The organism is Pseudomonas sp. PKS (genome assembly GCF_051913525.1).
Classification (GTDB): Bacteria; Pseudomonadota; Gammaproteobacteria; order Pseudomonadales; family Pseudomonadaceae; genus Aquipseudomonas; species Aquipseudomonas guariconensis_D.
Window position 1 is genome coordinate 231,829 of record NZ_JBEGDO010000006.1, and the last position, 19,122, is coordinate 250,950.

The window sequence follows — 19,122 nt, forward strand, 5'->3', positions numbered from 1 at the left end:
GCGTTCATGGCTTGGGCTCCGTGCCGGTCGCGGCCTGGCCGCTTTCCTTCAGGGCCTTGGTGACCTCCGGCGGCATGTATTTCTCGTCGTGCTTGGCCAGGACCTCGTCGGCCACCACCACGCCGTCGGCATTCAGTTTGCCCAGGGCGACAATGCCTTGGCCTTCACGGAACAGGTCGGGCAGGATGCCGCGGTAGGTGATCGGCACCGACTTGTTGAAGTCGGTGACCACGAAGCGCACATCCAACGAATCGGAGGAGCGCTGCACCGAGCCTTTCTCGACCATGCCGCCGGCGCGGATGCGCGTGTCCAGCGGCGCCTCGCCGTTGGCGATCTGGGTCGGAGTGTAGAACAGGTTGATGTTCTGCTGCAGGGCGCTCAGCGCAAAGCCCACGGCGATGGCGACACCGACCAGCAGGCCCAGGATGAGGAACAGGCGTTTCTTGCGCTGAGGATTCACTGGTTGTTCTCCCGGCGCAGACGACGCGCCTCTTCTTGCAGGTAACGGCGCCGGGCCAGTAGCGGTGCGGCGACATTGAGCGCCAGTACCGCCAGGCAGATGCCGTAAGCCGACCAGACGTACAGACCATGGTGCCCCATGGCCAGAAAATCACTGAAGGAAGCGAAGCTCATCACGCGGCCCTCCGACCCAGGCTGTTCAACACTTCCTCCTTGACCCAACTGGCGCGCGCCTCGCGCTTGAGCACTTCAAGGCGCATGCGCAGCAGCAGCACAGCACCAAAGAAGCAGTAGAAGCCCAATGCCGTGAGCAACAGCGGCAGCCACATTTCAGAAGGCATGGCCGGCTTCTCGGTCAAGGTGAAGGTGGCGCCTTGGTGCAGGGTGTTCCACCACTCCACCGAGTACTTGATGATCGGGATGTTCACCACACCGACGATCGCCAGAACCGCGCATGCCTTGGCCGCGCTGTCACGATTGCTGATCGCCTGGCCCAGGGCGATGATGCCGAAGTACAGGAACAGCAGGATGAGCATGGAGGTCAGCCGGGCATCCCAGACCCACCAACTGCCCCAGGTTGGCTTACCCCAGATCGCCCCAGTGACCAGCGCCACGGCCGTCATCCAGGCACCGATGGGGGCTGCGCACTGCACGGCCACGTCAGCCAGTTTCATCTTCCACACCAGCCCCACCACGCCAGCCACCGCCAGCAGTACATAGCAGGACTGGGCCAGCATGGCGGCAGGTACGTGGATGTAGATGATCCGGAAGCTGTTGCCCTGCTGGTAATCCTGCGGGGCGAAGGCCAGGCCCCAGATGACGCCGACCAGCAGCAGGAGAATGGCGAAACCGCTCAGCCAGGGCAGCATGCGGCCACTGATGGCATAGAACCATTTTGGGGAGCCCAGCTTGTGGAACCACGTCCAGCTTATCTTCATCAAGGTACATCCACGGTATTTGCCGGGCTTGGGAGCCCGGGACTCGTTATTCGCCGACGCTGATCTTCAGGCCAGCCGCTATCGCAAAAGGTGCCAGTGTCACCGCCAGGGCCGTCAGGCTGGCGAGCCAGAGCAGATGGCCGGTCGCCGGCATATTCTGCAATGCTGCCTGCAAGGCGCCACTGCCCAGGATCAATACCGGGATATACAGCGGCAGGATCAACAATGCCAACAGCAGGCCGCCACGCTTGAGGCCGACAGTCAGGGCCGCGCCCACCGCGCCCAGCAGGCTCAGCACTGGGGTTCCCAACAGCAGCGAACCCAGCAGCACCGGCAGGCAGGCAGCTGGCAATCCCAGCATCAAGGCAAGCAATGGCGCCAACAATACCAGCGCCAGCCCGGAAAAGATCCAGTGTGCCAGCACCTTGGCCAACACCAGCAGTGCCAGTGGATGCGGCGACAGCACCCACTGCTCCAGCGAGCCGTCCTCGAAGTCGCTGCGAAACAGCCCGTCCAGCGACAGCAACACGGCCAGCAGTGCCGCGACCCAGACCAAGCCTGGCGACAAGGTTTGCAACAATTGTGTCTCAGGACCGACCGCCAAGGGGAACAAGGCGACGACTATCGCAAAGAACACCAACGGGTTGGCCAGCTCCGCCGGGCGGCGGCACAACAGACGCGCCTCGCGGCGCAACAACAGGATGAATACACTCATGCCGCCCACTGCCCCAGGTTCAGTTCGCGATAACCCGATGGCTTGCGCTCGAGGTTGTGATGGGTGGTCAGCACCACCGTGCCGCCTTGCTCGCAATGGGCTGCCAGGTGGGCCTCCAATTGCGCCACGCCTTGCTTGTCCAGGGCGGTGAAGGGTTCGTCGAGGATCCACAACGGTGGGCTGTCCAGATACAGCCGCGCCAAGGCCACACGGCGCTGCTGGCCGGCGGACAAGGTATGGCACGGCACATCTTCGAATCCGCGAAGCCCCACGGCTTCCAACGCCTGCCAGATGGCCTGGGCACTGGCCGGCTGATGCAGGGCGCACAGCCAGGCGAGATTCTCTTCGGCGGTGAGCAGGTCTTTGATCCCGGCGGCGTGGCCGATCCACAGCAGGATGCTGGCCAGGGCATGGCGCTGCTCGGCCAACGGTTGGCCATTGAGCAGAATCTGACCCGCGGTAGGCTGCATCAGGCCGGCCAGCAACCGCAGCAGGCTGGTCTTGCCGCTGCCGTTGGGGCCACTGATCTGCAGCATGTCACCGGGCCGCAACTGGAAGTCCAGATGCTCGAAGAGCAATCGCCAGTCACGCTCGCAGGCCAGGCCCGCGGCTTGGAGATGAAGGGTCACGGTTTCGCCTTATCAATGTTGGGTTCAGCGCCGCGCGTCGTAGTGCGCGCGAACCCGCGCTGAACCCCAGTGTCTCAAGTCGCCCCGGTCATTGCCGTTATAGTGGCAGTGGCGGACGGCGGGCATTATTACATGGGACGTCTCGCTGCCAAGAGGGCGGGCCCGACAGGTTGTATACAATCATGACTGAAATCAATAGTCTCGGCGCACAATCCACGCTCGGACTCCAGGCGGGCAAGGCTGCGATGACCGGCGAGCTGCTGCGTCTGCTGCAATCACAGCCCGGTCTGCTGGCCCCGGGCGAGACGGCCCGGGCCGATGTGCTCTCTCTGCGCCAGGTGGGCCAGGATTTCCAGTTGCTGCTGCGCCTGACCTTGGCCAACGGCACCCAGACCCAACTGCAGGCCAGCGCCAGCCAGCCCCTGCCCCAGGGCAGCCAGGTGACCGTCGCCCAGACGGACAGCAACCGCCTGACGGTGCTCCTGCAACAAGCCAACGCCAACACCATCGCCACCCTCACTCGCCTGGACACCGACAAGGTACCGGTCGGCACCCTGCTGCAAGGCAAGGTGCTGACCAGCCAGGCCCTGGCCATGCCCCCTGGCGAGGCGGCGAGTTTCCGCTCCCTGGTCAGCCTGCTCAACAGCGCCCAGAGCGGTGCCACCCTGACGATCGACAGCCCACGCCCCCTGCCGGTGGGCAGCCTGCTCAGCGCGCAGGTCCAAGGCGATCAGTCATTGCGCTTCGTGCCGCTGAGCGGCCGTCAGGACCAGTTGGCGATCGCCCAACAGCTCGGCACCCAGCAAAGTCGCCAAGCCTCGTTATCGGGTCTGCTCAATGCGCTGCAGCAGATCACCCGCGACCCTGGCGCCAATGCCGAGCTCAAGACCAGCGCCGAACGTCTGCTGGCCAGCCTGCCCGAGGCCCGCCAGCTCGGCGACGCCAAGACCCTCGCCCAGGCATTGAACAACAGTGGCGCGTTCCTTGAGGCCAAGCTGCTCGGCGGTGGCGGCGCAGGCCTGGTGCCGGACCTCAAGGCACAGCTGGTACGACTGGTGGCCCAAGCGTTTCCCGACCTGCCCAGCAGCGCGTTGAGCAACCCTGCCACCGCCGCCACCCTGGCCCAGGCGTTTCCGGCCATCGCCCGTGGCGCCCTGGGAATGCTCGACAGGAACAGCCCCCGGCCCCAGCCCGGCACCTTTCCCCTGCCCTCGCGCCTGCTCCAGAGCCTGGAAGCCGAAGGCGACCTGCAACAATTGCTGCGCCTAGCCGCCGCCGCCATCTCACGCCTGCAAAGCCACCAGCTGGCCAGCCTGCAGCAGACCGGCGTCACAGAGAACGGCAACCTGCAGACCACCTGGCAGACCGAGATCCCCATCCGCCATGGCCAGGAGTTCGTGCCGTTGCAGGTCAAGCTGCAGCAGGAGCAGACGCCGGAGCAGCACGCCGATGCGCAGCGCAGCCAGCGCGATCCGCTGGAGTCGCTGTGGCGCATCGAGCTGGCATTCGACCTGCCACCCTTGGGCCCGCTGCAGGTCCAGGCGCAACTGAGCCAGGGGCGGTTGTCAGGCCACCTGTGGGCCGAACAGCAGCAGACGGCGCAACTGATTGAACGCCAATTGGGTACGCTGCGCGAGCGCTTGGTGGCTCGCGGCCTGGATGTGGGCGAACTGGAGTGTCATCCAGGCATCCCGCCCCAGGGGCCACGCACACGCCTGGAGCAACGTTGGGTGGACGAAAACGCATGACCGACAAGCAACCGCGCCAGGCCATCGCCCTGACCTACGACGGCCAGCAGGCACCCACCCTCAGCGCCAAAGGTGATGACGAGCTGGCCGAGGCCATCCTCGCCATCGCCCGCGAGCATGAAGTGCCGATTTATGAGAACGCCGAACTGGTCCGCCTGCTGGCGCGTCTGGAACTGGGGGAGCAGATCCCCGAAGCGCTGTACCTGACCATTGCCGAGATCATCGCCTTCGCCTGGCAATTACGCGGCAAAGTGCCGGTAGGCTTTGACGATCAGCCCACCGCTGAGCGCGACATTACCCCTGCGCTGTTGCGCTTGCCCAACGAACGCGCCTAAACCCCATTTGTGCCTGGGCGAAAAGCAGTTCGCCAGCGTTGCGTGCCCTGACGGGACACAACACTGGCGAATACGCGCCTGGACAAAGCCTGCTTCACTCGCCGCGATGCAGCTTGCTCATCAGTTCCGCTTCGGCCTGGGTCAAGCCACAGGTGCGGGTCAGCTCATCGATGCTGGCCCCCATGCCCACCAGCTTGGCCGCCTGGGTGAATGTCACGCTGTTGGGGTCGCGCTGCTCCAGTTGCTGGAGCTTGTCCGGCAACGGCGCGAGTACTGCGCGCAACTCATGGATCGCGTCGCCCATGCGCACCGTGCCGTTCTGGTAGTCATCCAGACGCTTGGCCAAGTCCTTGATGCGCTGGTCTCTCAGCGCATCGCCCTGGGCCTGCTGGGCCGCCAGCTCACGCTGGCGTTTGCTGTAGTTGAGGAAGAACCACAGGCTCAGCGCCCAGAGCAGCGCCAGGAAAACGACAGCAGCCTCGAAAATCAACTCAGATGTTCTCCAGCTCGGACCACTCTTCCTCGGTCATCATCTTGTCCAACTCGACCAGGATCAGCAGCTCGCCGTTCTTGTTGCACACGCCCTGGATGAACTTGGCCGACTCTTCGTTACCGACATTCGGCGCGGTCTCGATCTCGGACTGACGCAGGTAGACCACTTCGGCCACGCTGTCGACCAGGATGCCCACCACTTGCTTGTCCGCCTCGATGATGACGATGCGGGTGTTGTCGGTGACTTCGGTCGGCATCAGGCCGAAACGCTGACGGGTGTCGATCACCGTGACCACGTTGCCACGCAGGTTGATGATGCCCAGCACGTAGCTCGGCGCACCAGGCACCGGAGCGATCTCGGTATAGCGCAGGACTTCCTGCACTTGCATGACGTTGATGCCATAGGACTCATTGTCCAGGCGGAAGGTTACCCACTGCAGGATCGGATCTTCGGAACCTTGTGCAGACGACTTTTTCATTCCCCTACCCCTCAAAATCCGCCATTGGCGGTGTGCTCGCTTTGGCCACGGCAGTTGTGGCCTTCAGTCATTGGTGTTTGGCATGCATCTGCTTGACGGCGCCGCTGGCGATCAGTTCGGCCAGTTCAGCGACATCGAGCAAGGCGCACATGTGTTCGATCACCGTGCCGGCCAGCCAGGGCCGCTGGCCACGCTGGCTGCGCCATTTGATCTCGGCCGGGTCCAGGCGCAGGGAGCGGCTGACCTGATGCACGGCCAGCCCCCATTCATAGCCCTGAACGGAAATCACGTACTGCAGGCCCTGGCGGAAATCGTCGCGATAGCGGTCGGGCATGACCCAGCGCGCGGTATCCAGAACCTTGAGATTGCCCGCCTGGCAAGTGAGGATGCCCAGGAACCAGTCCGGCTGGCCGAACAGCGGCGTCAACTCCTGGCCCGCCAGGCTGTAGATCGAGCCCAGGCAAACCAGCGGCACCGCCAGGGTCAGTCCTGCGACATCGAACAGCAGGCACTCGAAGGGCTCTGCCGCCCAGGCCGGGCGACCGTCCACCGTCGCCGGTGGCACCGGTGGATTGGCGGCAGGCAGGTACACATCCACCAGGGGCGCCACCGGCTCGATTGCCTGGGCCTCGACTGCCGGAGTTTCGGGTTCGACCTTGGCGACGGCGGGCTCCGGCGCCACCTCGATCGGTTTCAGGACCGTTGGCAACACCGTCACTGCACTCGGCTCGGCGAAGGGTCGCGCAACAACCGGTGCCGGGGCGGCCTGACGCTCGGCGTCCCTGGCCTGCTCCTCACGCACCGCGGCGGCGAATTCATCGACGATCGCCTCTTCGACCGGCGCCTCGGGCGCGTCGAGCTCCTCGGTGGCGTCCTGCAACAGGCCATCAAGGTAAGACTGCAAGGCCATCTGCGGCTTGGTGGTGGTCTGCCGTGCTGGGTTCATCAGGCCACCTGCAATGCGGGTTTGTAGGTCAACAGATGCTTGAGCAATGCCCGGTAGGCGATCAGCCCCCGGCTCTTGCCATCGAACTGCGAAGGTGTGACCCCTGCCCGGCTGGCATCGCGCAGACGCGTGTCGACCGGGATGTAGCCTTGCCAGACCTGCTCACCATAGCTGTCACGCAAAACCTTGAGCGTGCCCAGGGACGCCTGGGTGCGACGGTCGAACAGAGTCGGCACGATCTGGTAGGGCAGCGCCTGGCGCCGCGAGCGGTTGACCATGGCCAATGTCCCGACCATGCGCTCCAGGCCCTTGACCGCGAGAAACTCGGTCTGTACCGGAATCACCAACTGCTGGCTGGCAGCCAGGGCATTGACCATCAGCACCCCCAGCAGCGGCGGGCTGTCGATCAAGGCGAAGTCGAAATCCTGCCACAGCTGCGCCAGACTCTTGGCGATCACCAGGCCCAGGCCACTCTGCCCCGGCGACTGACGTTCGAGCACGGCCAATGCAGTGCTCGAAGGCAGCAGCGAGATACGCTCGTCGCTGGTGGGCAGCAACAATTGCCCCGGCAGGCCCTCGGGCACCGTGCCCTTGTGCAAGAACAGGTCGTAGCAGCTGTGCTCCAGGGCATCAGGGTTGTGCCCGAAGTAGCTGGTCATCGATCCGTGCGGGTCGAGGTCCACGACGACCACACGCTTGCCCCCTTCGGCCAGCAACCCGGCCAAAGCGATGGTAGTGGTGGTCTTGCCGACGCCACCTTTTTGATTGGCTACTGCCCAGACTCTCATCGTGCGTTGCTTCCCCCCGCAATGGCCGCCTGCCCTGCCGGGAACGGTATGAATTCAGTGACGGACAATTGACGGGCTCAGCCCCCAACCGCCGGTGCAGGCGTTGTCGGTGCAGTTTGTGTGCCAGCCCGTCGCAAGGCCGCGTCCGGCGTGGCATTGGCGCTGCCGGAGCCGGTCAGGCTGCGGCGCACTTCGAGGTTGCGGGAAATCACCAGCACCACCCGACGGTTGCGCGCCCGCCCTTCGGCCGTCTCGTTGCTGGCCACCGGCTGGTACTCGCCATACCCCACCGAAGCCATGCGCGCCGGGTTCACACCGTTCATCGCCAGCAGGCGGACGATGCTGGCCGCCCGGGCGGAGGACAGCTCCCAGTTGGTCGGGTATTGAGCGGTACGGATCGGCAAGTTGTCAGTGAACCCTTCGACATGCACCGGGTTGGCGTAAGGCTTGAGGATGTTGGCCACCTTATCGATGATCGAGAACGCCGTGTCGCTGGGCATGGCGTCACCGCTGCCGAACAGCAGCGAGGAGTTGAGCTCGATCTCGATCCACAGTTCGTTCCCGCGCACGGTCATCTGGTCGGATGTGATCAGGTCACCAAAGGCGTCGCGCACGTCATCGCTGATGGTCTTCAACGGGTCGGCATTGCTCTGGGCAAGGCCCGCGTCGGTCTGCTCGCTGTCCTTGATCAGCGGCTCGGCGGGCTTGACGCTGAGCGGGCGTTCATCGCCGATCGGTATCGGCTTCATGCTGCGCTCGGCGTCGTTGAATACCCCGAGCAGCGCCTGGGAGATGACCTTGTACTTGCCCTCGTTGATCGAGGAAATCGAATACATGACCACGAAGAAGGCGAACAGCAAGGTGATGAAGTCGGCGTACGACACCAGCCAGCGTTCGTGGTTTTCGTGTTCCTCGGTGTGACGACGGCGAGCCATGGCTTACTCCATGAAGCCTTGCAGCTTCAGCTCGATCGAGCGTGGGTTCTCCCCTTCGGCGATCGACAGCAGGCCTTCGAGCAGCATTTCGCGGTAACGCGACTGGCGCAGCGCGATGGCTTTGAGCTTGTTGGCGATCGGCAGCAGGATCAGGTTGGCGCTGGCTACGCCATAAATGGTGGCGACGAAGGCCACGGCAATGCCATTGCCCAACTGCGACGGGTCGGCCAGGTTGCCCATGACATGGATCAAGCCCATGACCGCGCCGATGATGCCGATGGTAGGCGCATAGCCGCCCATGCTCTCGAACACCTTGGCCGCCTGGATGTCGCGGCTCTCCTGGGTCAGGAAATCGACCTCGAGGATGCTGCGGATCGACTCGGGCTCCGCGCCGTCCACCAGCAGTTGCAGGCCCTTGCGTGCATACGGGTCGGGTTCGGCGTCGGCCACCCCTTCAAGGCCCAGCAGGCCTTCCTTGCGCGCGGTCAGGCTCCAGTTGACGACCCGGTCGATACCGCCCGGCAGATCAATACGCGGCGGGAAGACAATCCAGCGCAGGATCTGCAACGCCCGCTTGAAGGCCGACAGTGGCGACTGCAGCAGCGCCGCCGCCAGGGTACCGCCCAGCACGATCAACGCCGCCGGGCCGTTGAGCAATGCACCGACATGGCCGCCCTCCAGGAAGTTGCCGCCGACAATGGCGACGAACGCGAGGATCAGGCCAATCAGGCTCAGGACATCCATCAGACGCAGGCCTCGACCAAGTGTTTGCCGATCTCGTCCAGGCTGTATACCGCATCGGCCAGGTTGGCTTTGACGATGGCCATCGGCATGCCATAGATCACGCAGCTGGCTTCATCCTGGGCCCAGACAGTGCTGCCGCCCTGCTTGAGCAGGCGAGCACCTTCGCGACCGTCTGCGCCCATGCCGGTGAGCACCACCGAGAGCACCTTGTCGCCGTAGGACTTGGCCGCCGAGCCAAAGGTAATGTCGACGCAAGGCTTGTAGTTCAGGCGCTCATCGCCCGGCAGGATCTTCACCGCGCCACGGCCGTCGATCATCATCTGCTTGCCGCCAGGGGCGAGCAGGGCCAGACCTGGGCGCAGCATGTCGCCATCCTCGGCTTCCTTGACACTGATCTTGCACAGTTTGTCCAGTCGCTCGGCAAAGGCCTTGGTGAAGGCCGCGGGCATGTGCTGGATCAGCACGATCGGCGCCGGGAAACTGGCCGGCAGTTGCGTCAGCACCCGCTGCAGCGCCACCGGGCCGCCGGTGGACGTGCCAATGGCTACCAGCTTGTAGGGCTTGCGCTTGGGTGCCGGCGAATGGCTGCTGGGCGCAGGACGGGGCACGGACGCGGCCGGGGTCGAGACGCGGGCCGGCGAAGGGCTTGCGAAGCTGTTGCTCGGTGCATGACTGGCAGGCGCAGGCGCCGGGCTTGCCGTCGCGTAACCGCCGAACCGGCGGTTGCTGCGCGAAATGGTGTGGACCTTCTCGCACAGCAACTGCCGGACTTTGTCCGGGTTGCGCGAGATGTCCTCGAAGTTCTTCGGCAGGTAGTCCACCGCGCCGGCATCGAGGGCGTCGAGGGTGACCCGGGCGCCCTCGTGGGTCAGCGAGGAGAACATCAATACCGGCGTCGGGCAGCGCTGCATGATGTGCCGCACCGCCGTGATGCCATCCATCATGGGCATTTCGTAGTCCATGGTGATGACATCCGGCTTGAGGGCGATTGCCTGGTCGATCGCTTCCTTGCCATTGGTCGCAGTACCCACGACCTGGATAGTCGGGTCGGCCGAGAGAATTTCCGAGACGCGGCGGCGGAAGAAACCGGAATCATCCACCACCAGGACCTTGACTGCCATAAACACTCCATTAGGCGGCGCAACCGCCAAGGTGCGCCACCAAAATCAAATTCGACGGGCGGCGTAACGCTTGAGCATGCTCGGCACGTCGAGGATCAATGCGATGCGACCGTCGCCGGTGATGGTCGCGCCGGACATGCCCGGGGTGCCCTGGAGCATCTTGCCCAGCGGCTTGATCACCACCTCTTCCTGGCCCACCAGCTGGTCGACCACAAAGCCGATACGCTGGGTACCGACCGACAGGATCACCACATGGCCTTCGCGCTGCTCCTCGTGCACCTGGTCCTGGACCAGCCAACGCTTGAGGTAGAACAGCGGCAGCGCCTTGTCACGGACGATCACGACCTCCTGGCCGTCGACCACGTTGGTGCGCGACAGGTCCAGGTGGAAGATCTCGTTGACGTTGACCAGCGGGAAGGCGAACGCCTGGTTGCCCAGCATCACCATCAGGGTCGGCATGATCGCCAGCGTCAACGGCACCTTGATGACGATCTTCGAACCCTGGCCCTTGGCCGAGAAGATGTTGATCGAGCCGTTGAGCTGGGAGATCTTGGTCTTGACCACGTCCATGCCCACACCGCGACCGGACACGTCGGAGATCTCGGTCTTGGTCGAGAAGCCCGGGGCGAAGATCAGGTTGTAGCAATCGGATTCGCTCAGGCGATCGGCAGCATCCTTGTCCATCAGGCCCTTTTCGACAGCCTTGGCACGCAGGATGTTGGGGTCCATGCCCTTGCCGTCGTCGGAGATCGACAGCAGGATGTGGTCACCTTCCTGCTCGGCCGACAACACCACCCGCCCGGTGCGCGCCTTGCCGGAGGTCTCGCGCTCTTCAGGCATTTCGATGCCATGGTCGACCGCGTTGCGCACCAAGTGCACCAGCGGGTCGGCCAGGGCCTCGACCAGGTTCTTGTCCAGGTCGGTTTCCTCACCGACCAGCTCCAGGTTGATTTCCTTCTTGAGCTGGCGGGCCAGGTCGCGAACCAGGCGCGGGAAGCGACCGAAGACCTTCTTGATCGGCTGCATGCGGGTCTTCATGACCGCGGTCTGCAGGTCGGCGGTGACCACGTCGAGGTTGGACACGGCCTTGGACATGGCCTCATCGCCGCTGTTCAGCCCCAGGCGTACCAGGCGGTTACGCACCAGCACCAGTTCGCCGACCATGTTCATGATTTCGTCCAGGCGCGCGGTGTCGACCCGTACGGTGGTTTCCGCTTCGCTGGCCGTCGGTTTTTCGGCGGCAGGGGCTGCTGCGCGGGCCGGCGCGGCCGGTTTGGCAACTGCAGGCTTGGCCACCGGTGCCGCTTCAGGCTTGGCGACAGGCTTGCTGTCGACCTTGGCCACGGCAGAGGCGGTGGCAGCCACGGCCTCAGGCGTAGCCACGGCCGCGTCACTGGAGAACTTGCCTTTGCCGTGCAACTGATCAAGCAAGGCTTCGAACTCGTGCTCGGTGATGTCCCCACTTTGGGCCCCTGCCTCGACCGACGCAGGTGCCTGAGCCGTGGCGCCGGGCAGCGCATCGGCGGCGAAAGTGCCCTTGCCGTGCAACTGATCGAGCAACGCTTCGAATTCATCGTCGGTGATTTCATCGCTGCTCGGCGCCGCGACGCTGTCAGCCGACACAGGCGCAGGCGTCTGGGCAGAGAACTGGCCTTTGCCGTGCAACTGATCGAGCAGCGACTCGAACTCGGCGTCGGTGATCTCGTCGCTGTCGCTGCCCGCGGCCTCACCCTGCAGCTGTTCAGTAGCCTCGGCCTGGGCCTTCACCGCATCGAGCGAGTCGAGCAGTTGTTCGAACTCGCTGTCGGTGATATCGGGCTCGACGGCAGGCTCGGCTTCGGCGACGGCTGGAGCCTGGGGCATAGGCGCTGGGGCCTCGGCACCGGCCGGCTCGGCCAGACGCGACAGTGCGGCCAGCAGCTCCGGCGTGGCCGGAGTAATGTCGCTGCGCTCGCGAACCTGGCCAAACATGCTGTTGACCGTATCCAGTGCCTCGAGCACCACATCCATCAATTCCGCGTCGACCCGGCGCTCACCTTTGCGCAGGATGTCGAACACGTTCTCGGCGATATGGCAGCACTCCACCAGCTCATTGAGCTGAAGGAAGCCGGCGCCCCCTTTTACAGTGTGAAAACCGCGGAAGATCGCATTGAGCAGGTCCGCATCTTCTGGTCGGCTTTCCAGCTCGACCAATTGCTCGGACAGTTGCTCGAGGATTTCGCCGGCCTCTACCAGGAAATCCTGGAGGATTTCTTCATCGGCGCCGAAGCTCATTGAACGTGCTCCCTAAAAACCCAGGCTGGACAGCAAATCGTCGACGTCGTCCTGACCGGACACGACATCTTCACGCTTATCGGCATGAATCTGCGGACCTTCACCCCGAGTCGGATGTTTTTCTTGATCTTTTTCAGCACGCAGCTGCTGGTGGTCATGTTCGATACCGGCAAAACGGTCGACCTGGCTGGCCATCAGCACGAGCTTGAGCAGATTGCTTTCGACTTCGGTGACCAGTGCGGTCACCCGTTTGATCACCTGGCCGGTGAGGTCTTGATAGTCCTGGGCCAGGAGAATGTCGTTGAGATGGCCGGCGACTTTGCGGCTCCCCTCGGCGCTTTGCGTCAGGAAACTGTCGACGCGCTTGACCAGGTCGCGAAACTCCGGCGCTGCGACTTCACGACGCATGAAGCGCTGCCAGTCGACGCTCAGGTTCTGGGCCTCGGCCTGCAGATCGTTGAGCAGCGGCGTGCTCGCCTCCACCAGGTCCATGGTGCGGTTGGCCGCGCCTTCGGTGAGCTTGACCACGTAGGACAAGCGCTCGGTGGCGTCGGTGATCTGCGACACTTCCTCGGCCTGCGGCATGCGCGGGTCGATCTGGAAGCTGACGATTGCACTGTGCAATTCGCGGGTGAGCTTGCCGACTTCCTGGTACAGGCCACGATCACGGGTCTGGTTCAACTGATGGATCAGTTGCACAGCCTCGCCGAAATGGCCCTGCTCAAGGCTCTGGACCAGTTCCTGGGCATGCTTCTTCAGGGTCGATTCGAACTCCCCCAACGATGTGTTCATTTGCTCCATGGCGCCCCCTGACGTGACTCAGCCGTTGACGCGTTCGAAGATCTTTTCGATCTTCTCCTTGAGCACCTGGGCGGTGAAAGGCTTGACCACATAGCCGTTTACCCCGGCCTGGGCCGCTTCGATGATCTGGTCGCGCTTGGCTTCGGCGGTCACCATCAGCACCGGCATGCCCTTGAGGCGGTCATGGGCACGGACCTTACGCAACAGGTCGATACCGGACATGCCAGGCATGTTCCAGTCGGTCACGAGGAAGTCGTAGTGGCCGTTTTCCAGCATCGGCAACGCCGTGGTGCCGTCATCGGCCTCCTCGGTGTTGGTGAAGCCCAGGTCACGCAACAGGTTCTTGATGATCCGCCGCATCGTCGAAAAGTCGTCAACGATGAGGATTTTCATATCTTTGTTCAATTAGACCTCCAAGCAGTCCTAAACGCGCCCGGCCCCCGGACGCGCATTCAATCAATTCGGTACAACATCCAACGACGGTGGCGAACCTTGACTCAACGTGCCCGCCATTCCCCGAGACGGCTGCGCAGGCGCGCGGCGCACTGGCTATGCAACTGGCTGACACGCGACTCGCTGACCCCAAGCACCTCACCGATTTCCTTGAGGTTCAACTCCTCGTCGTAGTACAGCGCCAGCACCAGACGCTCACGCTCCGGCAGGTTGGCGATGGCCTCGGTCAACGCGGCCTGGAAGCGCTCGTCTTCCAGGTCCCGCGAAGGTTCCAGCAGGCCACTGGCGCCATCCTCGTGCAGCCCTTCGTGCTCGCCGTCCTGCAGGAGGTCGTCGAAGCTGAACAGGCGACTGCCCAGGGTGTCGTTCAGAATCCCGTAATAATCATCGAGACTCAATTGGAGTTCGGCAGCAACTTCATGATCTTTAGCGTCGCGACCGGTTCTGGCCTCCACGGCGCGTATCGCGTCGCTGACCATGCGGGTGTTGCGGTGTACCGAACGAGGCGCCCAATCCCCCTTGCGCACCTCATCGAGCATGGCCCCACGAATGCGGATACCGGCATAGGTTTCGAAGCTCGCGCCCTTGCTGGCATCGTATTTGTTGGCCACTTCCAGCAGGCCGATCATACCGGCCTGGATCAGGTCCTCGACCTGCACGTTGGCCGGCAGGCGTGCCAGCAGGTGGTAGGCAATGCGCTTGACCAGAGGGGCATAACGTTCGACCAGTTCATACTGGGCATCACGCGCCGCCCGGCTGTACATCTTGAAACCGCTCGCATTCATAGTACCGGTCCTGCGCTGGTCGGCTGCACCAGACGCTCGACGAAAAACTCCAGGTGTCCGCGCGGGTTGGCAGGCAGCGGCCAGCTGTCGACCTTCTGCGCGATGGCCTTGAAGGCCAGCGCACACTTGGATCGAGGGAAGGCCTCATAGACCGCCCGCTGCTTCTGCACCGCCTTGCGCACACATTCGTCGTAAGGCACGGCACCGACGTATTGTAAGGCGACGTCCAGGAAGCGATCCGTGACCTTGGTCAACTTGGCAAACAGGTTGCGCCCTTCCTGCGGGCTCTGCGCCATGTTGGCCAGGACCCGGAAGCGGTTCATGCCGTAGTCGCGGTTGAGCAGCTTGATCAGGGCGTAGGCATCGGTGATCGAGGTCGGCTCGTCGCAGACCACCAGCAGCACCTCCTGCGCGGCACGCACGAAGCTCACCACCGAGTCCCCGATTCCCGCAGCGGTATCGATCACCAGCACATCGAGGTTGTCGCCGATCTCGCTGAACGCCTGGATCAGCCCGGCATGCTGGGCTGGCGCCAGGTGCACCATGTTCTGGGTACCGGAGGCGGCCGGCACGATGCGCACACCACCAGGCCCTTGCAGCAGCACATCGCGCAGCTCGCAGCGCCCTTCGATGACATCGGCCAGGGTGCGCTTGGGCGACAGCCCCAGCAGGACGTCGACATTGGCCAGGCCCAGGTCGGCGTCCAGCAACATGACCCGGCGGCCGAGTTCAGCCAGCGCCAGGGACAGGTTCACTGAAACGTTGGTCTTGCCCACGCCACCTTTACCGCCGGTCACGGCGATCACCTGTACGGGATGCATGCTACCCATGTTTGTTCTTTACCTTGTCTCGGGGCCCAGGCCACATGAGGAGCTGAACACGACGCTCCTGATGCAGGTACTTTGCGCTGTCCATTCGTCAACCCGCACGCTTGCCTGGGTTGTGGTAGAGATCAGCGAACATGTCGGCCATCGCCTCTTCGCTGGGCTCGTCCTGCATCTGCACACTGACCGCACGGCTGACCAACTGATGTTTGCGCGGCAATTGCAGGTCATCAGGAATGCGCGGTCCATCGGTCAGATAGGCCACGGGCAATTCGTGACTGATGGCAAGGCTCAGCACTTCGCCGAGGCTGGCCGTTTCATCAAGCTTGGTCAGGATGCAGCCGGCCAGGCCACAACGCTTGTAGCTGTGGTAGGCAGCGGTCAGCACCTGCTTCTGGCTGGTGGTGGCCAGTACCAGGTAGTTCTTGGCGGCGATGCCGCGTCCGGCGAGGCTCTCCAGTTGCAGCCGCAGGGCCGGGTCGCTGGCCTGCAGGCCAGCGGTGTCGATCAGCACCACGCGCTTGCGCAACAGCGGATCGAGCGCCTGGGCCAAGGACTGGCCCGGGTCGACATAAGTGACTGGCACGTTGAGGATGCGCCCCAACGTCTTGAGCTGCTCCTGGGCGCCAATACGGAAACTGTCCATGCTCACCAGCGCCAGATGCTGAGCGCCGTACTTGAGCACATAGCGCGCCGCCAGCTTTGCCAGGGTGGTGGTCTTGCCCATGCCGGCCGGACCGACCATCGCGATCACACCGCCCTCTTCGATCGGCTCGATCTCGGGGACCTGGATCATCCGCGCCAGGTGGGCGAGGATCATGCGCCAGGCATGGCGCGGGTCTTCGATCTCGCCGGCAAGCTCCAGTGCTTCGCGAGCGATCGGGCCCGACAGGCCGATACGCTGCAAGCGACGCCAGAGGTTGGCTTGCTGCGGTTTGTTGCCCTGCAGTTGACTCCAGGCCAGGGACCCGAGCTGGACTTCAAGCAACTCGCGCAGGCCCGACAGCTCCGAGCGCATGGCATCGAACAGACGCGGATCGACCGGCGCCGGCGCTGGGGCAGCGACCGGCGCCGGCGCGTCGACCTGTGGCTCGACCAGTGGCTCGGAGGCGGTCAACGAAAGGCCGGCGAACAGTTGGCGATTGCCGGTCTCGTCGCTTTCGTTGCGTGTGCTCAGTTCAGCCTGGGCAGTGGCGATGCGCGTCTGGGTCTTGCGCAGCTCGTCTTCGAGCTCGATGTTCGGCACGCGTGGGGCCAGGGCGGACAGCTTGTAGTCCAGCGCGGCCGTCAACTCGACACCGCCGGCGATGCGCCGGTTGCCGATGATGGCGGCGTCGGAGCCAAGCTCATCCCGGACCAGCTTCATGGCCTGACGCATATCGGCGGCGAAAAAACGCTTAACTTGCATAACCCACTACCTCAGCCGTTGGGGCCCACGGTGGCAACGATGGTGACTTGCTTGTTGTCAGGTATTTCCTGATACGCCAGAACATGCAAATTCGGTACAGCCAGGCGGCCGAATCGCGACAGCATGGCGCGGATGGGGCCGGCAACCAGAAGAATGGCCGGCAGGCCTTGCATCTCCTGGCGCTGGGCCGCTTCGATCAGCGAACGCTGCAGCTTCTCAGCCATGCTCGGCTCCAGGAGAACACCGTCTTCCTGGCCTTGCCCGGCCCTTTGCAGACTATTGAGCAAAATCTGTTCCAACCTGGGTTCAAGGGTGATCACAGGCAGCTCGGACTCAACGCCGACAATGCTTTGCACGATGGCGCGACACAATCCGACCCGCACTGCCGCCACCAGCGCGGCGGTATCTTGACTCTTACCGGCATTGTTGGCGATGGCCTCGGCGATACTGCGGATATCCCGCACCGGCACCTGCTCGGCCAACAGCGCCTGCAGGACCTTGAGCAAGCCTGACAACGAAATGACACCCGGCACCAACTCCTCGGCAAGTTTAGGCGAACCTTTGGCCAATACTTGCAACAGTTGCTGGACCTCTTCATGGCCGATCAGTTCATGGCAATGTTTCTGCAGGATCTGGTTGAGGTGGGTAGCCACCACGGTGCTGGCATCGACAACGGTGTAGCCCAGCGACTGGGCCTGGGCACGCTGGCCGACGTCGATCCACACCGCCTCCAGACCAAACGCCGGGTCGCGCGCAGCGATACCGTTGAGCGTGCCGAAGACCTGGCCAGGGTTGATGGCCAGCTCCCGGTCCGGATAGATCTCGGCCTCAGCCAGGATCACCCCCATCAGGGTGAGGCGGTACGCGCTCGGCTGCAGGTCCAGGTTGTCGCGGATATGTACGGTGGGCATGAGAAAGCCCAGGTCCTGGGACAGCTTCTTGCGCACCCCCTTGATCCGCGCCAGCAGCTGACCACCCTGATTGCGATCTACCAATGGAATCAGGCGATAACCAACCTCCAGGCCGATCATGTCGATGGGCGTCACATCGTCCCAACCCAGTTCCTTGGTTTCCAAGGCACGCTGTGGCGATGGCAGCAGGTCCTGCTGGCGCTGCGCCTCTTCCTGGGCCTTGAGTTTGGCCTGTTGCTGACGACGCCAGACCAGGTAGGCACCGCCACCGGCCGCCGCGCCAAGCCCCAGGAAGGCGATATGCGGCATGCCCGGAACCAAGCCCATGACGATCATCAGCGCCGCCGAAACGCCCAACGCCTTGGGCGAGTCGAACATCTGCCGATTGATGAGCTTGCCCATGTCCTCGGAACTGGAGGCTCGCGTCACCATGATCGCGGCGGCGGTGGACAGCAGCAGCGAGGGCAACTGCGCCACCAAACCGTCACCGATGGTCAGCAAGGCGTAGACCTTGCCCGCCTCGCCGGCCGACATGCCATGTTGCAGGATACCGATGAGCATGCCGCCAATGAGGTTGATGAATAGGATCAGCAGCCCCGCGATGGCGTCGCCGCGAACGAACTTGCTGGCACCGTCCATGGAGCCGTAGAACTCGGCCTCCTGGGCCACCTCGGCGCGTCGGGCCTTGGCCTGGGCCTGGTCGATCAGGCCGGCATTGAGGTCGGCGTCGATCGCCATCTGCTTGCCAGGCATCGCATCGAGGGTGAAGCGTGCGCTCACCTCGGAAATACGCCCGGCACCTTTGGTGACCACGACGAAGTTGATGATCATGAGGATGGCGAACACCACCGCACCGACCACGTAGTTGCCCCCGATCACCACCTCGCCGAAGGCCTGGATCACCTTGCCCGCAGCGCCGTGGCCTTCCTGGCCGTGGAGCATGACCACACGCGTGGAGGCCACGTTCAGGGCAAGACGCAGCAAGGTTGCCACGAGCAGGATGGTGGGAAACGCAGCGAAGTCCAGCGGGCGCAGGGCGTATACGCAGACCAGCAGGACGACGATCGACAGGGCGATGTTGAAGGTGAAGAAGACGTCGAGCAGGAACGGTGGAATCGGCAACATCATCATCGCCATCATCACCAGCAGCAACAGCGGCACGCCCAGGTTGCCCCGGCCGAGACCAGCCAGGTTGTTTCGGGCGCTGTTGATTAACTGAGTGCGATCCACCGCAAATCCTCTTCAAGCAAAACTTTGACGCCTGAATGGGCGTTTGGCGCTGCCTTTGCAAGAAGCCTTCCAACTTTTGAGTTGGGCCTTTTTTGGGGGAGTTTTCT

At 63.6% G+C, this 19,122-nt stretch carries 21 protein-coding genes; 2 read left to right on the plus strand and 19 right to left on the minus strand.

What is annotated here, in order from left to right; translation table 11 throughout:
- Positions 1 to 4: 4 nt before the first annotated feature.
- Genes ccmE through ccmA form a run of 5 tightly spaced genes read right to left on the minus strand, consistent with a single transcriptional unit; the run spans position 5 to position 2,741 of the window.
- A complete protein-coding gene (gene ccmE / locus ABOA88_RS09190; RefSeq protein WP_196169001.1) occupies positions 5 to 460 on the minus strand; it encodes a cytochrome c maturation protein CcmE in 456 nt (151 codons plus the stop codon).
- Complete coding sequence (gene ccmD / locus ABOA88_RS09195; protein ID WP_196169000.1) at positions 457 to 633, minus strand: heme exporter protein CcmD; 177 nt, start codon at positions 631 to 633, stop codon at positions 457 to 459. The genes ccmE and ccmD overlap by 4 nt, the downstream gene beginning before the upstream one ends.
- Complete coding sequence (locus tag ABOA88_RS09200) at positions 633 to 1,397, minus strand: heme ABC transporter permease (RefSeq protein WP_070577146.1); 765 nt, start codon at positions 1,395 to 1,397, stop codon at positions 633 to 635. Before ABOA88_RS09200 ends, ccmD begins: the two co-directional genes overlap by 1 nt.
- 46 nt (positions 1,398 to 1,443) lie before the next feature.
- Complete coding sequence (gene ccmB, locus ABOA88_RS09205) at positions 1,444 to 2,112, minus strand: heme exporter protein CcmB (RefSeq protein WP_196168998.1); 669 nt, start codon at positions 2,110 to 2,112, stop codon at positions 1,444 to 1,446.
- The gene (gene ccmA, locus ABOA88_RS09210) at positions 2,109 to 2,741 is read right to left on the minus strand and encodes a cytochrome c biogenesis heme-transporting ATPase CcmA (protein WP_196168997.1); all 633 of its coding nucleotides are present in this window, start codon (positions 2,739 to 2,741) and stop codon (positions 2,109 to 2,111) included. Before ccmA ends, ccmB begins: the two co-directional genes overlap by 4 nt.
- 182 nt (positions 2,742 to 2,923) lie before the next feature.
- Here ccmA and fliK point away from each other — a divergent pair, with 182 nt between their 5' ends.
- Together fliK and ABOA88_RS09220 are read left to right on the plus strand one after the other, a co-directional pair.
- The gene (fliK, locus tag ABOA88_RS09215) at positions 2,924 to 4,489 is read left to right on the plus strand and encodes a flagellar hook-length control protein FliK (protein ID WP_367851258.1); all 1,566 of its coding nucleotides are present in this window, start codon (positions 2,924 to 2,926) and stop codon (positions 4,487 to 4,489) included.
- The gene (locus ABOA88_RS09220) at positions 4,486 to 4,824 is read left to right on the plus strand and encodes an EscU/YscU/HrcU family type III secretion system export apparatus switch protein (RefSeq protein ID WP_196168995.1); all 339 of its coding nucleotides are present in this window, start codon (positions 4,486 to 4,488) and stop codon (positions 4,822 to 4,824) included. Before fliK ends, ABOA88_RS09220 begins: the two co-directional genes overlap by 4 nt.
- 94 nt (positions 4,825 to 4,918) lie before the next feature.
- Here ABOA88_RS09220 and ABOA88_RS09225 read toward each other — a convergent pair whose 3' ends face one another.
- From ABOA88_RS09225 to flhA, 14 genes are all read right to left on the minus strand, one after another.
- Complete coding sequence (locus ABOA88_RS09225; RefSeq protein WP_367851257.1) at positions 4,919 to 5,314, minus strand: DUF2802 domain-containing protein; 396 nt, start codon at positions 5,312 to 5,314, stop codon at positions 4,919 to 4,921.
- 1 nt (position 5,315) lies between these two features.
- Positions 5,316 to 5,795: a chemotaxis protein CheW gene (locus ABOA88_RS09230; protein ID WP_003254393.1), complete on the minus strand. Its 480-nt coding sequence runs from the start codon at positions 5,793 to 5,795 to the stop codon at positions 5,316 to 5,318.
- 67 nt (positions 5,796 to 5,862) lie between these two features.
- Positions 5,863 to 6,741 (minus strand): CheW domain-containing protein, encoded by an 879-nt coding sequence (locus ABOA88_RS09235; protein ID WP_367851256.1) that lies wholly within the window; start codon positions 6,739 to 6,741, stop codon positions 5,863 to 5,865.
- Positions 6,741 to 7,529 (minus strand): ParA family protein, encoded by a 789-nt coding sequence (locus ABOA88_RS09240; RefSeq protein ID WP_196168993.1) that lies wholly within the window; start codon positions 7,527 to 7,529, stop codon positions 6,741 to 6,743. The genes ABOA88_RS09235 and ABOA88_RS09240 overlap by 1 nt, the downstream gene beginning before the upstream one ends.
- Positions 7,530 to 7,606: 77 nt before the next feature.
- Complete coding sequence (gene motD / locus ABOA88_RS09245; RefSeq protein WP_196168992.1) at positions 7,607 to 8,464, minus strand: flagellar motor protein MotD; 858 nt, start codon at positions 8,462 to 8,464, stop codon at positions 7,607 to 7,609.
- Positions 8,465 to 8,467: 3 nt separating this feature from the next.
- Positions 8,468 to 9,208 carry a flagellar motor protein gene (locus ABOA88_RS09250; protein ID WP_196168991.1) on the minus strand — a complete coding sequence of 247 codons (741 nt, stop codon included), beginning with the start codon at positions 9,206 to 9,208 and terminating at the stop codon, positions 8,468 to 8,470.
- A complete protein-coding gene (locus ABOA88_RS09255) occupies positions 9,208 to 10,329 on the minus strand; it encodes a protein-glutamate methylesterase/protein-glutamine glutaminase (RefSeq protein ID WP_367851255.1) in 1,122 nt (373 codons plus the stop codon). Before ABOA88_RS09255 ends, ABOA88_RS09250 begins: the two co-directional genes overlap by 1 nt.
- A gap of 45 nt (positions 10,330 to 10,374) precedes the next feature.
- Positions 10,375 to 12,603 (minus strand): chemotaxis protein CheA, encoded by a 2,229-nt coding sequence (locus ABOA88_RS09260; protein ID WP_367851254.1) that lies wholly within the window; start codon positions 12,601 to 12,603, stop codon positions 10,375 to 10,377.
- Positions 12,604 to 12,615: 12 nt separating this feature from the next.
- On the minus strand, positions 12,616 to 13,404 hold the full coding sequence (locus tag ABOA88_RS09265; RefSeq protein WP_196168988.1) for a protein phosphatase CheZ: 789 nt from the start codon (positions 13,402 to 13,404) through the stop codon (positions 12,616 to 12,618).
- Between the two features lie 18 nt (positions 13,405 to 13,422).
- On the minus strand, positions 13,423 to 13,797 hold the full coding sequence (locus ABOA88_RS09270) for a chemotaxis response regulator CheY (RefSeq protein ID WP_011534888.1): 375 nt from the start codon (positions 13,795 to 13,797) through the stop codon (positions 13,423 to 13,425).
- A gap of 104 nt (positions 13,798 to 13,901) precedes the next feature.
- Entirely contained in the window at positions 13,902 to 14,642 is a 741-nt protein-coding gene (fliA, locus tag ABOA88_RS09275; protein ID WP_196168987.1) for an RNA polymerase sigma factor FliA, read from the minus strand.
- Positions 14,639 to 15,472: a flagellar synthesis regulator FleN gene (fleN, locus tag ABOA88_RS09280; RefSeq protein ID WP_043212801.1), complete on the minus strand. Its 834-nt coding sequence runs from the start codon at positions 15,470 to 15,472 to the stop codon at positions 14,639 to 14,641. Before fleN ends, fliA begins: the two co-directional genes overlap by 4 nt.
- Positions 15,473 to 15,560: 88 nt before the next feature.
- Entirely contained in the window at positions 15,561 to 16,874 is a 1,314-nt protein-coding gene (gene flhF, locus ABOA88_RS09285) for a flagellar biosynthesis protein FlhF (RefSeq protein WP_196168986.1), read from the minus strand.
- Positions 16,875 to 16,885: 11 nt separating this feature from the next.
- The gene (gene flhA, locus ABOA88_RS09290; protein ID WP_196168985.1) at positions 16,886 to 19,015 is read right to left on the minus strand and encodes a flagellar biosynthesis protein FlhA; all 2,130 of its coding nucleotides are present in this window, start codon (positions 19,013 to 19,015) and stop codon (positions 16,886 to 16,888) included.
- Positions 19,016 to 19,122: the final 107 nt, after the last annotated feature.

What these genes read in the sequence shown, in the direction of transcription:
- ccmD (WP_196169000.1), bottom strand. Translation starts at nt 633, where the DNA reads ATGAGCTTCGCTTCCTTCAGTGATTTTCTGGCCATGGGGCACCATGGT.
- ABOA88_RS09200 (WP_070577146.1), bottom strand. Translation starts at nt 1,397, where the DNA reads ATGAAGATAAGCTGGACGTGGTTCCACAAGCTGGGCTCCCCAAAATGG.
- ccmB (WP_196168998.1), bottom strand. Translation starts at nt 2,112, where the DNA reads ATGAGTGTATTCATCCTGTTGTTGCGCCGCGAGGCGCGTCTGTTGTGC.
- fliK (WP_367851258.1), top strand. Translation starts at nt 2,924, where the DNA reads ATGACTGAAATCAATAGTCTCGGCGCACAATCCACGCTCGGACTCCAG.
- ABOA88_RS09220 (WP_196168995.1), top strand. Translation starts at nt 4,486, where the DNA reads ATGACCGACAAGCAACCGCGCCAGGCCATCGCCCTGACCTACGACGGC.
- ABOA88_RS09230 (WP_003254393.1), bottom strand. Translation starts at nt 5,795, where the DNA reads ATGAAAAAGTCGTCTGCACAAGGTTCCGAAGATCCGATCCTGCAGTGG.
- ABOA88_RS09235 (WP_367851256.1), bottom strand. Translation starts at nt 6,741, where the DNA reads ATGAACCCAGCACGGCAGACCACCACCAAGCCGCAGATGGCCTTGCAG.
- ABOA88_RS09240 (WP_196168993.1), bottom strand. Translation starts at nt 7,529, where the DNA reads ATGAGAGTCTGGGCAGTAGCCAATCAAAAAGGTGGCGTCGGCAAGACC.
- motD (WP_196168992.1), bottom strand. Translation starts at nt 8,464, where the DNA reads ATGGCTCGCCGTCGTCACACCGAGGAACACGAAAACCACGAACGCTGG.
- ABOA88_RS09250 (WP_196168991.1), bottom strand. Translation starts at nt 9,208, where the DNA reads ATGGATGTCCTGAGCCTGATTGGCCTGATCCTCGCGTTCGTCGCCATT.
- ABOA88_RS09255 (WP_367851255.1), bottom strand. Translation starts at nt 10,329, where the DNA reads ATGGCAGTCAAGGTCCTGGTGGTGGATGATTCCGGTTTCTTCCGCCGC.
- ABOA88_RS09260 (WP_367851254.1), bottom strand. Translation starts at nt 12,603, where the DNA reads ATGAGCTTCGGCGCCGATGAAGAAATCCTCCAGGATTTCCTGGTAGAG.
- ABOA88_RS09265 (WP_196168988.1), bottom strand. Translation starts at nt 13,404, where the DNA reads ATGGAGCAAATGAACACATCGTTGGGGGAGTTCGAATCGACCCTGAAG.
- ABOA88_RS09270 (WP_011534888.1), bottom strand. Translation starts at nt 13,797, where the DNA reads ATGAAAATCCTCATCGTTGACGACTTTTCGACGATGCGGCGGATCATC.
- fliA (WP_196168987.1), bottom strand. Translation starts at nt 14,642, where the DNA reads ATGAATGCGAGCGGTTTCAAGATGTACAGCCGGGCGGCGCGTGATGCC.
- fleN (WP_043212801.1), bottom strand. Translation starts at nt 15,472, where the DNA reads ATGGGTAGCATGCATCCCGTACAGGTGATCGCCGTGACCGGCGGTAAA.
- flhF (WP_196168986.1), bottom strand. Translation starts at nt 16,874, where the DNA reads ATGCAAGTTAAGCGTTTTTTCGCCGCCGATATGCGTCAGGCCATGAAG.